This is a genomic window from Streptococcus sp. Marseille-Q5855 (assembly GCF_946901985.1).
Lineage (GTDB): Bacteria > Bacillota > Bacilli > Lactobacillales > Streptococcaceae > Streptococcus.
In genome coordinates, this window is sequence record NZ_CAMPPR010000006.1 from 380,394 (window position 1) to 395,367 (window position 14,974).

Sequence of the window (14,974 nt, forward strand, 5' to 3'; positions counted from 1 at the left end):
TCTTCTTATTCGTAAAAGGCAAGAAAAATAGGACTGGTTTGTGTCCTCAGTCCTAGATTTCTTATAAGATTGGAGCGAATAACTGGGCGATTTCTTTTACAAGTTTTTGATACCAGCTCGTTTTGATAGAATGAGGATAGACTTCCTGAGAATCTGCAAATATATTTTGAAAATCTCGGGCTATTTCCATTATAGAAGGAGTTTTATAGAGTAAGACTGCATTTTCATAATGGTGTACCAAGCTTCGGTAGTCGAGATTGATTGTCCCCACCACCGCAAAATCTTCGTCTACCAACATCTGCTTACTATGAATAAAACCTGGACTATACTCATAAATCCGAACTCCAGCAGAAAGAAGGTCTGGATAAGCCCCTCTTGTGACTAACTGAATGAACTTCTTATCTGGTATGTAAGGAGTGATAATTCGAACATCGACCCCTCTCATAGCAGCATTTTTGATTGTCTCCGTTAAATCATAGTCTATGATCAAATAAGGTGTCGTAATATAAACCGATTCAGTTGCTTGATTGATCAAACTCTGATAAACCTTTTTCCCTACCTGCGTTCGAAAAATTGGCTTGGGTCCACTTCCGTATGGAATGGTTAAACCGTCACTTGGGATAGAATGATTTTCTAAATGATATTGATCAAAATCACTAATCTCTCCTCGATTGATGTACCAAGTGGTTAAAAACAAGCGTGTCAGGGCTTTTACTGCTAGTCCGTCTAAGCGAATTCCACTATCCTTCCAATAACCAAATCTCTCGACGTGGTTAATGTACTCATCTGCCAGATTGACCCCACCAGTATAGGCTATCTGACCATCAACAATCAATATTTTTCTATGATCTCTGTTATTATAGGCCACTGTCAAACGAGGAATAACTTTATTGAATTTGTGGGCCTCGATACCCAGCTGACGAAGTCGATGTGCATAATCTCCTGTTAAAGTAGCCATACAGCCAATATCATCATAGAGCAGTTTAACTTCAATGCCTTGAGCAACTTTTTGCTCCAAGATTTCTAAAATACGATTCCACATCAAACCTTCTTCTATAATGTAATATTCCAAGAAGATAAATTTCTCAGCCTTTTTGAGATCTTCTACCATCTTTTTCCACATAGCTTCTCCGTTAGGAAAAAATGTAGAGGCAGTTTGATCATAGATGTCAGCATTGGTATCCATACTCAATAAGGACTTGATGACGCCATATGCCGCCTTATCACTTTCTTTTAATTCCTCTTTTAGTAACTGGCTATTTGCTTCTTGGAAATGCATGGAGCCTAGCTTCTTCAGTTGTTTGATTTCTTTTTTGGACAATCGCCTCTCACCAAACATCAGATAGAGCAAAGGCCCAAATACTGGTACAAAGGCTACTAACAACCAGGTTACCTTATTCTCAGGAGTCGTATTACGGTTGACTATCGAAATGATTGTGATGATACTCAATAGAATGAGGACAGTAATCCATAAAATGGGAGCCATGCGTCCTAAATAAAGAAAGAGACCAAAAACCAGACAAAGTTCAAGTAGCATAATCGAAAGACTAAAGCCATACTTGGACATCAATAATTGAAATTTTCTATATTTCATATCCCCTCCTTGATATTTTGAATGCTAAAAACAAGTAATTGATACTAGTATAACCCAGGTATTCGATAGAAGGCAAGTATTTATGATTATTTTCTAAGCAAAAGTAAAAAGGCTGAAAAATCCAGCCCTTCCTACTTGCATAGTCTTATTTAGTTAAAACGATTTGGTCCGATGGGTCTCTATCCATATCGTCTACGACGATTTGATTACCGTTTACAGTGTAAATTTTGACATCATCGCCAATAATCATGCGTTGATTTGCTGCATCAAATGTGACCTGTTTGACTTTCTGATCCCCGTCAGATTCGAGCTCAGTCCATGTACCAGTCGTTCCAGTGACCACTAAAGTGATACGGTCTCCGTCATCCTGACCAGTATAAGTCCCATCAATATCGGTCGGTTGAGCAACAGGTTGGTTTTGTACTGGAGCCGCTTGATTTTGGTTACCTCCTGCATTTGCAGTATTGGTATTCTGTTGAGCAGGTTGTTGAGCAGGCTGTTGGACCTGCTGCTGAGCCACAGGCTGTTGAACTGGTTGTGTTCTTTGGGAACAAGCAACTAGCAAAGATACACTCGCTAAAGAAACAATAGAAAGTGCTGCTGTTTTGAATGTCATAATAAATGTCCTTTCTCTTGCCATGCTAGAAAAATAGATTTTCCTTAGCCAGCAATTTATCTAGTATAACAAAGGCAAAAGAAGAGGTCAATTTATCTGCTCATGGTCCAGCAGGTAGCCCCGTACTTCTGAGATAAAATAGAGAGACCCTGTAATGAATAACAAGTCCTGAGCATCGGCTTTTTCTTCGAAACTGCTGATAAATTCTCGGTAAGAAGAAACTATATCGTAACCTGTCACATCCCTTTCGTCCAAAGCCCCATGATAGTCAAAACCAGTTACCTTGAGTTCCACCTGAGGTAAATTTTCAGTCAGATAATCCAACATCCCTTGATAATTCTTCCGTTTCAAGGCTCCAAAGAGGATTTGAGGACGATATCTTTCCTGCTCTTTTTCTTTGATAAACTCAATCAAGCGAGTCAAGGCAGGGAGGTTATGAGCACCATCCAAGTATATCTGCGGACGAATACGCTCCAAACGCCCAGCCCAATGGGTCTTCTCCAAAGCCTGTCTTACAACCTGCTCATCAACAGCTTCCTTTCTTTTTCCCATAAAAAGAAGAAACGTTTGCAACGCCAAGGCCGCATTTTCATGCTGATAGACTCCTTCTAAGCCTATGTTCAACTGCGAAAAAGTTCCCAAAGAACTTGAAAAATCGCCATTCAGCATTGAAAATTCCTGGCCTGCCTGATAAAGGTCAACAGCTAAAGATTCGGCTTTTTTCTGACAGACAAGTCTAGCTTCTGGAGGCAATTTCGCAATCACTGCCTTTTTACCAGCCTTGAAAATACCAGCTTTCTGCTCTGCAATTTCTTCTAGACTATCACCCAGAGTCTCCTGATGGTCAAGTCCGATGGAGGTGATGACGGCAATCTCTCCAGTTACCACATTGGTCGTGTCAAGCAAGCCACCAATTCCCACTTCTAGTAAAACCAAGTCCACTTCTTGCTCTCTAAAATAAAGAAAAGCAATCAAGGTCAGCAATTCAAAAAAGGACAACTGATCATGGGTTTGCAGAAGCGTTTTCTCCATCTCCTTGACCTGCTCGGCCAAACGGATGAAGTCTGTGTCTGCTATAGGTTGCCCATTAATGCAGATTCGATCATTGATAGAGACGATATGAGGGGAGGTAAAGGTCGCAACTTTTTTGCCATGCCCCATAAATAACTCCCTCATAAAAGCAATGGTAGATCCTTTCCCATTAGTCCCTGTTACGTGGATAATAGGGTAAGACTGCTCAGGATTTCCTAACAAATCCACTGCTTGCTGCATTCGGCCCAAACCTGATCGAAAATTCAAACCAATCCGACTATGAAGCCATTCTTCTACTTCAAACATACATATCTCCTTGACAAAAGTCTAATCAATTATCTAGTGAAATTCCGTAGATAACAAAAAAATGAGGTCAGGATTTTCGTCCCAACCTCTTACCTGGTTAGCTAATAACTAGCTCCTATGAATATTAATCTGGGGTAAAAATTCTCCCCAGATGTTTCAACTCTTCTAATTTATAGGAGTTGGGGTGATACAGTCTCCCAGACTACCTGCGTTTCTAATTTCTAGCGCAGGGCTAAAAACGTCCCCCGGACTTACCAGTTCTCTCTTATTTAAAGGAACTGGGGTAAAAATGTTCACTGAACATTCCAACTCTTCCCAATTTCTGGGAGTTGGGCTGATACAGTCTCCCAGACTGTATCACTCCTCCATAAAACTATTAAAGACTTCTTCAATCATGTTCCATTCGTCTTCTGAGTCTTCTGGGATTGGTTGCAATTCGCCTTCTGTTCCATCTTCGTTTTCGATGAATGAGTAAGCTTGGATTTCAACTTGTCCGTCTTCGTCTTCTTCTGCGTTAACTGGTACTAGAAGAACATAGTTTTTACCAAATTCTTCTTTTCCATCAATCGTCAAAAGGATTTCAAACAAGGTTTCATTTCCTTGCTCATCTACTAGTGTGATTAGTTCACGTTCTTCGTGTTCGTGGTTATGATCGTGTGACATAGCCTCTCCTTATATTAAAATTTTCTATCTAAATAATTTTGTAAAATCAGCTGAGCTGCTAACTTATCAATGACTTTCTTGCGCTTATTGCGACTGATATCTGCTTGTTCAATCAACATGCGCTCTGCGGCAACTGTTGTCAAGCGTTCATCCTGATAATCTACTGGTAAACCAAAAAGCTCTTCTAGCTTCGCTCCGTAGGCTTGACTAGCTTCCACGCGCGGTCCGCTTGTATTGTTCATGTTTTTAGGCAAGCCCACTACAAATCGTTCCACCTTGTAAGTATCAACCAACTCTTTAACGCGGTCAAAACCAAATTGACCTTGCTCCTCATTGATTTGGATGATTTCAAGTCCTTGAGCTGTAAAACCGAGCGGATCGCTAATCGCCACCCCTACCGTTTTTGAACCGACGTCCAATCCCATAATTCTCATAGGTTATAGATCGACTCCTTGTCCTTTGAGGTAGTAGCGAACCAATTCCTCAACGATTTCATCACGCTCATACTTACGGATTTGATTTCGTGCATTATTATAACGAGGAACGTAGGCAGGGTCTCCACTCAATACGTAACCTACGATTTGGTTAATTGGGTTGTAGCCCTTATCGTTCAACGAAGCATAGACATCAGTCAAAGTTTCGCTAATTTCTTTTTTATTGGAATCGTCCAATTTAAAACGTACTGTTTCTTCAGTAAATCCCATTCTAACACCCTCTTTCCTTAGAATAGTACCATTATAGCATAATTCCTTACGTTCTACAATTCAGGCAGTCTATTTATTTGGATTTTCTACTGTTCTGTCGCGCCATTTGCCAATCTGTCTGAAATATATTTGCTTGGTTCATTCTTCAAGAGATTTTCTAAACCAATGTTCTTCAAATATTCTAACTGAGAAGCTTTCTTGACATCCAGAACTTGAAAATCAAAACTAGTCGTTGTTTGAAGTTCTGTTGCGCTCAATAATTTTGTTTCAAGCTTAAAGCCTGCTAATTTACGAGCTTCTACGATGGATTCGTCTTTCTCTTCCGCCTCGAGAAGAGCTTTTTGGGTTTCTTCCACTCCATGTTGGTCAATATAAGTCTTCAACTCATCTGAGACTGGACGCTTTTGTTGAATGGTTAGGTTCAAAAAAGTCTTGTCTTTATAAGTAATGGTTTGGGTTTGCTGGCTACCATCATCTGACTTGGGCAAGACCAAAGTCTTGGTCACAACTGTATTCTTCTCGGCATTTTCAATAACTGGCAATGCCGACTGAAGCGTATCCTTTTCTGTTTTTGTAGCTGTTCCAGTTTCTTTTTTCTGTCCGCAACCAACCAGGACAAAAAGGAAAGCTAGACTAACAAGAACAATTTTTTTCATTTCTCTCTTCTTTCTTTTTGAAATTAAAATAGAATAAGACTGGGAATTGCTCCCAGCCTTGATGTTTATAGAGCTGCACGCAAACGTGCTTCTGCATTTTCTACATTACGGACAGAGCGTGGTAGGAAGGCACGAATATCATCTTCCTTATAGCCAACTTGCAGGCGTTTTTCATCTACAAGGATTGGGCTCTTTAAAATTCTCGGTGTTTCCATAATCAGATTGAGGACTTCATTGACGCTCAAATCTTCAATATCCACTCCAAGGGCTTTGGCATAGCGATTTTTAGATGAAACAATGCTGGCTATTCCGTTATCTGTTTTGGTTAGAATATCCAGTAATTCTTCTCTCGTAATTCCTTCTTTACCAAGGTTTTGTTCTTTATAACTTAACTGGTGGGCATTGAGCCAGGTTTTTGCTTTTTTACAGCTAGTACAACTTGAGACTGTATAAATTTTAATCATGTACCTACCCCTTTCGCTACATGTTACTATCAGTTTAGTCTATTATACCATAAAAAACATCCGACTTGCGACCTATTTTTAAATTTTTTTGACTTTTTTCGTCATTTTCGTACTTTTTTCTTGACAAAATGAAATTTACAGCCATTCTTTATATTTCTTGATATAGATTTTTTTCACAATTGTCACGCTAATCATATACAAAATAATGATGAAAAGTAAAAAGATGAAATAAATCGATTTTAAAGGAGTTAGATGGAGAAGGCTAGCTAGTGGACTGTAGGGAAGGAAGGTCACAAAGGCTGCAGCCAATAAGGTTGTCACAAGGACTAGCCAAGCTGGACGACTTTGTAAAAAGGGAATTTTGGCTGAACGCAGCATATGGATAACCATGGTCTGTGACCACATGGACTCGATAAACCAACCTGTCTGAAACAAGACAATAAATCCTACGGCAGACTCCGCTCCATGGACATAGGCTTGACCTGTCGTCATGGGTACAATGATAAAATAGAGCAAAATAAAGGTCAAAATATCAAAGGCAGAAGAGATAGGCCCCATCCAAATCATGAAACGTGTGATGGACTTGGCTTCCCAGGTATGCGGATTTCTCAAAAAATCTTTATCCACCTTGTCAAAAGGCAAGGCAATACAAGACAAATCATAGACTAGATTTAGGATAATCAAATGGACTGGTGCCATTGGTAAAAATGGCAAAAAGATTCCAGAGACCAATAGGGATAAGATATTTCCAAAATTAGAACTCACTGTCATTTTGATATATTTAGTCATATTGGCATAGACCTTACGCCCTTCAACAAGTCCTTTTTCAAGCACCATGAGTTCCTTATCAAGTAGGATAACATCAGCTGTTTCTTTGGCAATATCTACTGCTGTATCAACAGAAATCCCCACATCTGCAACTTTCATAGAAGGAGCATCATTGATCCCATCTCCCATATAACCGACAGCATGACCATTGGCCTTAAATTGCAAAATAATCCTCGCTTTTTGGTCAGGAGAAAGTTTGGCAAATACTGTTACCTCCTCTACTGCTTGGGTCAATTCTTGATCACTCATCTGATCAATTTCAGATCCTAACAGTATCTGATTGATATCCAAACCAACCTTTTCACAGACTGCTTGAGTAACTTTTTCGTTGTCTCCCGTCAAAATTTTTGTTTGAACTCCATGTTCTAACAGAGCCTTAATTGCTGGTGCTGCAGATGGTTTAGGAGGATCTAGGAAGGCTAAATAACCAGTTAGAATCATATCCCCTTCGTCATCAACTGTATAGGCATGACCTTCCCTCAAACCTGACTTATAGGCCACTCCCAAGACACGCAAACCTTGTTGATTTAGTTGTCTGACTTCTGCTAAAATTTCTTCTCTAATAACATCTGTCAAGGGAGTAATCACTCCTTGGTATTCCGCATAACTGGAAATCGTCAACATTTCCTCTAGGGCACCCTTGGTTACCAAACTAACAACTTCGTGTTCATCCTTAACGATAACACTCATCCGTCTACGTTCAAAATCAAAGGGAAGCTCATCTATTTTTTGAAAAGTTTGAGCCAGATTTTGTAAGAGGGTGTGTTCTTTGGCTTCCTTTTCAGTCCGTTTGATGATGGCTCTGTCCATCAAATTTTTCAAGCCCGTTTGAAAATAAGAATTAAGATAAGCTCGTCTCAAGACGGTCAAATCCAAGCGTCCATGGATGTCCAAGGGATATTCAAGGACAATTTCGTCTTGGGTTAGAGTTCCTGTCTTATCTGTACACAAAATATCAATCGCCCCTAAGTCCTGTATGGCATTGAGTTTCTTGATAACCACTTTTTCCTTGGCCATAATGATGGAGCCTTTTGCTAGACTGGCCGTGATAATCATAGGAAGCATCTCAGGTGTCAATCCAACACCAACACTCAAAGCAAATACGCCAGCTTCCAGCCAGTCACCATCTGTTAAACCATTGGACAAGAAAACGATGGGCACCATGACCAGCATCAAACGAATCAAGAGCCACGAAATACTATTCATCTCCCGTTCAAACGAAGTAGGCTCATCATAGGTGTTCAAAGTCTGCTCAATGGCCCCCATCATGGTATCATCACCAACTGCTAAAACCACGGCCTTGGCACTACCAGACAAGACATTGGTTCCCATAAAGGCGAGCGCTTCTGCTTCTAGCAGACTATCAGATTGTTGAACTGTTGCCTTGGTCAAGGCCAATTTTTCAACCGATTCACTTTCACCTGTCAAGCCAGACTGTTGTACAAAGAAATCGCGCGACTCAAATAAAAGAAGATCTGCTGGAATCATGTCTCCAGCGCTTAATTTAACCACGTCACCCACTACCAAATCATCGATAGGTACTTCTTGGATTTCTCCTTGACGAATGACAGTCGCTGTGTTGACAATCATTTTTGATAGATTGGTCGCAGCCTTATCACTACGGAGTTCTTGGACAAAGCGTATGCCACCAGAAATGAGGACTAGGACAACGATGATAATAGAAGTCGTCGGATCCTCCTGACCTGGTTTTGCCAACCAGACATTGGTCACCAAGGAAATCACGGCGATGACCAGTAAGATGATTGTAAAAGGATTGATAATGGATTCGTAAATCTTTTTGAGGATACTGTCTTCTTGACCCTTTGTGATGGTATTTTCGCCATATAGGTCACGATTTTTCTCCACCTGCTCCTCAGTCAAGCCTGTTAGACTTGTCTTATAAAAAGAGAGAGTTTCGTTTAAAGATGTATGAATAGCTGTTGCTAATCTTTCTTTTGTAGTTTTCATTGGTTTCTCCTATCTGTATGAATGATGTGTTTCATACACAGAGACCAATCACTTTATAAGGGCAGAACGACACAAATCAGCGATTGGCTGTGTATGTGCGGTTCCGGATGATCGTCAATTTGCATCGTCTATCTCCTTTCTTTGATTTAAACAGTAGAAAATCCCACCATAAAATGGCAGGATTAAAAAACTAATTATCTGTTTTTCGTTCAAGCTTTAACTCCATAGGGCAATGTAATGAGCTTAGTCTTGGCCTTCGCGACCAGGACTGTTGACCAACGAGTAGTGTCTCCACTGCTTTGCGGTAGTCATCCGTATCCCTATGGTAGCCTCACCTACCGTTTTCGTCTTTCAGTATAAACCTTTAAAATTTAAAAGTCAATCATTTGAGTTGTTTAACTCTTAAATAACTATCAACTCTTTTGGAGCAAGGGTCAATAATTCACAACCTGTCTCTGTAATCAGGATATCATCCTCGATACGAACGCCATATTTGCCTTCGATATAGATACCTGGTTCATCTGTCAAGGCCATACCTGCCTTAATAGTTTCTGTAGAAGTCTGGCTAAAGTATGGTTCCTCATGGATATCCAGGCCAATACCGTGGCCAATACCGTGAGTAAAGTAGTCGCCATAGCCTGCCTCGATGATAATATCACGAGGGATTTTATCAAAGTCACGGAAGCCTAAGCCTGCCTTGGCTTGATCGATTAAGGCTTGGTTGGCTTTGAGAACCGTATTGTAAATCTCTGCCTGCTCGTCGCTGACATGCCCCAGATAGATAGTCCGTGTCATATCGCTGACATAGTGGTCATAAAGACATCCGAAATCCATGGTAATAGCTTCTCCCAGCTCCACCGGTTTATGCATAGGATGGGCATGGGGTTTAGAAGAGTTGATACCGCTAGCTAAGATAGTGTCAAAAGACAAGCCAGATGCTCCCAACTCACGCATGCGGAAGTCAAGGAAGTTGGCAATCTCAATTTCAGTCTTTCCTGGCTTAATAAAGTCAAGCGCATCGCGGAAAGCTTGGTCTGAGATAGAACAAGCCTTGCGAATAGCTGCAATCTCCGCTTCATCCTTAATCATTCGAAGACCTTCAACAAACTGAGACTGTGGAAGCAAGTCAATTCCCTCAAAGGTTGCCTGCATACGGTGATAATAAGACACTGAAATCTCATCTTCAAAACCGATTCGAGACAAGCCCATGTCCTTAACAATTCCTGCAATGACAGCCAATTCATCACGATCAGCCACAATCTCAAAACCACTGGTTTCTTGCTTGGCTGCAATGATATAGCGAGAGTCTGTCACCAAGACCTGACGGTCACGGCTGATGAAGACTGTTCCGTTTGAGCCCCAAAAACCAGTCAGGTAATAGACGTTTTTAAGGTTATTGATGATGATGCCATCTAGTTCTTTTTCTTGCATTTTATCTAGAAATGCTTGTACACGTTTATTCATGTTTTAATTTTCCTTTCAAATAATGTCCTGTGTAGCTGGCTTCGTTGGCAGCTACTTCTTCTGGAGTTCCTGTTGCGATGATGGTTCCACCACCGACACCACCTTCTGGGCCTAGGTCAATGATATGGTCTGCAGTCTTAATAACATCTAGATTGTGCTCAATGACGAGGACTGTATTGCCATCATCTACAAAGCGAGCCAAGACTTTAAGCAAGCGAGCGATATCCTCTGTATGGAGTCCTGTCGTCGGCTCATCCAGAATGTAGAAAGATTTTCCTGTCGATCGTTTGTGAAGTTCGCTAGCCAACTTCATACGCTGAGCTTCTCCCCCAGAAAGGGTGGTAGCTGGTTGACCTAGCGTCACATAGCCCAGTCCCACATCCTTGATAGTCTGAAGTTTGCGTTGAATTTTCGGAATGTGTTGGAAGAACTCTACCGCGTCGTTGACGGTCATATCCAAGACCTGCGAGATATTTTTTTCCTTGTAGTGAACTTCTAGGGTTTCACTGTTGTAGCGGGTTCCGTGGCAGACCTCACAAGCCACGTAAACATCTGGCAAGAAGTGCATCTCAATCTTGATGATCCCATCACCTGAGCAGGCTTCACAACGACCACCCTTGACGTTGAAACTGAAACGCCCCTTCTTGTAGCCTCGAATCTTGGCTTCGTTTGTCTGAGCAAAAAGGTCACGTATATCGTCAAAGACTCCTGTATAGGTAGCAGGGTTGGATCTCGGCGTTCGTCCGATAGGGCTCTGGTCAATGTCAATCAAGCGGTCTACATGCTCAATCCCTGTAATAGTCTTAAACTTACCAGGTTTGTCTGAATTACGGTTGAGCTTCTGAGCAATAGCTTTTTTGAGGATGCTGTTGATTAAGGTCGATTTTCCTGAACCTGACACCCCTGTCACTGCGATGAATTTTCCTAATGGAAAGCGAGCAGTGATATTTTGCAGGTTGTTCTCACGCGCTCCGGTCACCTCGATAAAACGACCATTTCCTACACGACGCTCTTCTGGTACTGGAATGGCACGTTTGCCTGACAAGTACTGGCCTGTGATAGACTTGCTGTTGCGAGCAACCTGTTTAGGGGTTCCTGCCGCAACAATCTCCCCACCAAAAACACCGGCACCAGGGCCAACGTCAATCAGATAATCAGCCTCACGCATGGTATCTTCATCATGTTCCACTACTATGAGAGTATTACCCAAATCACGCATCTTTTTGAGGCTGGCAATCAGACGGTCATTATCCCTCTGATGAAGACCGATTGACGGCTCGTCTAGAATATAAAGGACACCTGATAGGTTAGAACCAATCTGGGTCGCCAAGCGAATACGCTGACTTTCCCCACCTGAAAGGGTTCCTGCCGAACGTGACAGGGTTAGATAGTTAAGACCCACGTTATTAAGGAAGGTCAAACGATCCTTGATTTCCTTGAGAATAGGCCGAGCAATGATGGCTTCATTTTCAGATAGAGTCAACTTGCTTACCAAGTCCAAGTGGTCCGCGATAGACAGGTCTGAAATTTCTCCGATATGTGGCCCTTGCTGGCCGCCCACACGGACAGACAAGGCCTGGTCATTGAGGCGATAACCGTGACAGGTTCCGCAAGTCAGCTCATTCATGTAGAGGCGCATCTGGGTGCGCGTGTAATCGCTGTTTGTCTCGTGATAGCGACGCTTGATATTATTGACAACTCCCTCAAAAGGAATATCAATATCGCGCACTCCACCAAATTCATTCTCATAGTGGAAATGGAATTCCTTACCATCAGATCCATAGAGAATCAAGTTCCTATCTTCTTCTGACAAGTCCTCAAAAGGCTTATCCATGTCTACTCCAAAGGCTGTCATGGCCTGCTCTAGCATGTTTGGATAGTAGTTGGATGAGATGGGATTCCAAGGTGCTAAGGCTCCCTCACGTAAGGTTTTACTGGCATCTGGCACTACCAAATCAGTATCCACCTCCAGCTTGATGCCCAAGCCGTCACACTCACTACAAGAGCCAAAGGGAGCATTGAAAGAGAAGAGACGCGGCTCTAACTCTGGGACAGTAAATCCACAAACTGGGCAGGCATAATGTTCAGAGAAGAGCAACTCAGAATCGTCCATCGTGTCGATAATGACATAACCTTCTGCAATACGAAGGGCAGCCTCAATGGAATCAAAGAGACGGCTACGAATGCCCTCCTTGATGACAATACGGTCAACCACGACATCAATATTATGTTGCTTGCTCTTGGACAACTCTGGCACTTCGGTCACATCATAGACTTCCCCATCCACACGGACACGAACATAACCGTCTTTCTGAACCTTCTCAATGACACTCTTATGTTGGCCTTTTTTCTTACGGATAACTGGGGCTAAGATTTGCAGGCGCTGGCGTTCTGGCAACTCCAAAACCTTATCAACGATTTGCTCCACAGAAGAAGCCTTGATAGCTCCATGCCCGTTGATACAGTAAGGCGTCCCCACACGCGCGTAGAGGAGACGAAGATAGTCATTGATTTCAGTCGTGGTTCCCACCGTCGAGCGAGGGTTTTTGCTAGTCGTTTTCTGGTCGATAGAAATAGCTGGGCTGAGGCCATCAATGGCATCTACATCTGGCTTCTCCATGTTCCCCAAAAATTGACGAGCATAGGCTGACAAACTCTCTACATAGCGACGTTGACCCTCCGCATAGAGGGTATCAAAGGCCAGACTGGATTTTCCTGAGCCTGACAAGCCGGTCACTACAACCAGCTTGTCTCGTGGAATCTCCACATCAATATTTTTTAAATTATGGGCACGCGCCCCATGAATGACAATTTTATCTTGCATCTTTGTTCTTTCTAGTCCATTATTGCTTACCATTATACCAAAAAAAGTGAGATTCTATTACCCAAAAGGCCGATTTTATAGTATAATAGTACGGTGTGAAAAAATATGAAAAATGAGAAAGGATAAGGGATATGAAACAAGTTTTTCTCTCTACAACAACTGAATTTAAAGAGATCGATACGCTTGAACCGGGTACTTGGATCAATCTCGTCAATCCGACTCAAAATGAATCACTCGAAATCGCTAACGCCTTCGATATTGATATTGCCGACCTTCGAGCACCGCTCGATGCGGAAGAAATGTCTCGTATTACGATTGAAGACGAGTACACCCTGATTATCGTAGACGTGCCGGTCACAGAGGAAAGAAATAACCGCACCTACTACGTAACCATCCCGCTTGGTATTATCATCACTGAGGAAACCATTATCACTACTTGTTTGGAACCATTACCGGTCCTCGATGTCTTTATCAACCGTCGATTGCGTAATTTCTACACCTTCATGCGTTCGCGTTTCATCTTCCAGATTCTCTATCGCAATGCAGAGCTTTACCTAACAGCCCTTCGTTCGATTGACCGTAAGAGTGAACAAATCGAAAGTCAACTGCATCAATCAACTCGTAATGAAGAATTGATTGAGCTCATGGAATTGGAAAAAACTATCGTCTATTTCAAGGCCTCCCTCAAAACAAATGAGCGCGTGATTAAGAAATTGACCAGCTCAACCAGCAATATCAAGAAATACCTTGAGGACGAAGACCTGCTTGAAGATACCCTGATTGAAACCCAACAGGCCATCGAAATGGCAGACATTTATGGAAACGTCTTGCACTCTATGACAGAGACCTTCGCCTCTATCATTTCCAACAACCAGAACAACATCATGAAAACCTTGGCCCTTGTGACTATCGTCATGTCCATCCCAACCATGGTCTTTTCTGCCTACGGGATGAACTTTAAGGATAATGAAATCCCCCTAAACGGTGAGCCAAATGCCTTCTGGTTAATCGTCTTTATTGCCTTTGCTATGAGTGTCTCGCTCACTCTCTATCTCATCCATAAAAAATGGTTCTAAGAGGAGTTCCTATGTCTCAGATTGATCTACAAAAATTAACAAAGAAAAACCAAGAGTTTATCCATATCGCTACCCAACAATTCATCAAAGATGGAAAAACAGACGCTGAAATCAAGACTATTTTTGAGGAAGTCATTCCCCAAATCCTTGAAGAGCAAACCAAAGGTACGACTGCTCGTTCCCTCTATGGCGCGCCAACTCATTGGGCTCATAGTTTCACTGTCAAGGAACAATATGAAAAAGAGCATCCAAAAGAAAATGATGATCCAAAACTCATGATTATGGACTCAGCTCTTTTCATCACTAGCCTCTTTGCCCTTGTCAGCGCCCTCACAACCTTCTTCTCAGCAGATCAAGCTATCGGTTACGGTTTGATTACCCTCCTATTAGTTGGACTGGTTGGTGGATTTGCCTTCTACTTGATGTACTACTTTGTTTACCAATACTATGGACCAGATATGGACCGCAGTCAACGTCCACCTTTCTGGAAATCTGTACTGGTTATCCTAGTTTCTATGTTCCTTTGGTTGCTTGTCTTCTTTGCAACAAGCTTCCTACCAGCTAGCCTTAACCCAGTACTTGCTCCATTGCCACTAGCTATTATCGGAGCAGTTCTCCTAGCCCTTCGATTCTATCTCAAGAAACGCTTGAACATCCGCAGCGCAAGTGCAGGACCAACACGCTATTAAGAAGAATGATAAAAGCAACTGCAGATGCGGTTGCTTTTTTACTACTTTCTTGATTTAAAAGTATTCCTCTGACATCCCACATAGCTTTCT

Annotated in this window: 13 protein-coding genes and 1 riboswitch; of the genes, 2 read left to right on the top strand and 11 right to left on the bottom strand. The window is 42.0% G+C overall.

Annotation, left to right across the window (positions count from 1 at the left end; genetic code table 11):
- Positions 1-61: 61 nt before the first annotated feature.
- The 11 genes from cls to uvrA form a co-directional block, all read right to left on the bottom strand.
- Positions 62-1,594, bottom strand: a complete 1,533-nt coding sequence (gene cls / locus OC529_RS08345; RefSeq protein ID WP_000877326.1) for a cardiolipin synthase — start codon at positions 1,592-1,594, stop codon at positions 62-64.
- A gap of 145 nt (positions 1,595-1,739) precedes the next feature.
- Positions 1,740-2,210: an SP_0198 family lipoprotein gene (locus OC529_RS08350; RefSeq protein ID WP_262081925.1), complete on the bottom strand. Its 471-nt coding sequence runs from the start codon at positions 2,208-2,210 to the stop codon at positions 1,740-1,742.
- An 87-nt stretch (positions 2,211-2,297) separates the two neighbouring features.
- On the bottom strand, positions 2,298-3,548 hold the full coding sequence (locus tag OC529_RS08355) for a folylpolyglutamate synthase/dihydrofolate synthase family protein (protein ID WP_262081926.1): 1,251 nt from the start codon (positions 3,546-3,548) through the stop codon (positions 2,298-2,300).
- A 357-nt stretch (positions 3,549-3,905) separates the two neighbouring features.
- A complete protein-coding gene (locus tag OC529_RS08360) occupies positions 3,906-4,211 on the bottom strand; it encodes a DUF1292 domain-containing protein (RefSeq protein WP_000017626.1) in 306 nt (101 codons plus the stop codon).
- A 14-nt stretch (positions 4,212-4,225) separates the two neighbouring features.
- Entirely contained in the window at positions 4,226-4,645 is a 420-nt protein-coding gene (ruvX, locus tag OC529_RS08365) for a Holliday junction resolvase RuvX (protein ID WP_004239076.1), read from the bottom strand.
- 3 nt (positions 4,646-4,648) lie between these two features.
- Positions 4,649-4,915: an IreB family regulatory phosphoprotein gene (locus OC529_RS08370; RefSeq protein ID WP_000507059.1), complete on the bottom strand. Its 267-nt coding sequence runs from the start codon at positions 4,913-4,915 to the stop codon at positions 4,649-4,651.
- An 86-nt stretch (positions 4,916-5,001) separates the two neighbouring features.
- A complete protein-coding gene (locus OC529_RS08375) occupies positions 5,002-5,571 on the bottom strand; it encodes an SP0191 family lipoprotein (protein ID WP_049511456.1) in 570 nt (189 codons plus the stop codon).
- Between the two features lie 65 nt (positions 5,572-5,636).
- The gene (gene spx, locus OC529_RS08380) at positions 5,637-6,035 is read right to left on the bottom strand and encodes a transcriptional regulator Spx (RefSeq protein ID WP_000591165.1); all 399 of its coding nucleotides are present in this window, start codon (positions 6,033-6,035) and stop codon (positions 5,637-5,639) included.
- Between the two features lie 135 nt (positions 6,036-6,170).
- Positions 6,171-8,831 carry a magnesium-translocating P-type ATPase gene (gene mgtA, locus OC529_RS08385; protein WP_262081927.1) on the bottom strand — a complete coding sequence of 887 codons (2,661 nt, stop codon included), beginning with the start codon at positions 8,829-8,831 and terminating at the stop codon, positions 6,171-6,173.
- A 194-nt stretch (positions 8,832-9,025) separates the two neighbouring features.
- Positions 9,026-9,176: riboswitch (M-box (ykoK) riboswitch) on the bottom strand.
- Between the two features lie 57 nt (positions 9,177-9,233).
- Positions 9,234-10,295, bottom strand: coding sequence for a M24 family metallopeptidase (locus OC529_RS08390; protein WP_262081928.1), 1,062 nt, complete (start codon positions 10,293-10,295; stop codon positions 9,234-9,236).
- The gene (uvrA, locus tag OC529_RS08395) at positions 10,288-13,119 is read right to left on the bottom strand and encodes an excinuclease ABC subunit UvrA (protein ID WP_262081929.1); all 2,832 of its coding nucleotides are present in this window, start codon (positions 13,117-13,119) and stop codon (positions 10,288-10,290) included. Before uvrA ends, OC529_RS08390 begins: the two co-directional genes overlap by 8 nt.
- A 131-nt stretch (positions 13,120-13,250) precedes the next feature.
- On the opposite strand from uvrA, the gene OC529_RS08400 reads away from it, so the two are divergent.
- Together OC529_RS08400 and OC529_RS08405 are read left to right on the top strand one after the other, a co-directional pair.
- The gene (locus OC529_RS08400) at positions 13,251-14,195 is read left to right on the top strand and encodes a magnesium transporter CorA family protein (RefSeq protein WP_000815623.1); all 945 of its coding nucleotides are present in this window, start codon (positions 13,251-13,253) and stop codon (positions 14,193-14,195) included.
- Positions 14,196-14,206: 11 nt separating this feature from the next.
- On the top strand, positions 14,207-14,884 hold the full coding sequence (locus OC529_RS08405; protein WP_262081930.1) for a DUF1129 domain-containing protein: 678 nt from the start codon (positions 14,207-14,209) through the stop codon (positions 14,882-14,884).
- The last annotated feature ends 90 nt before the right edge of the window (positions 14,885-14,974 follow it).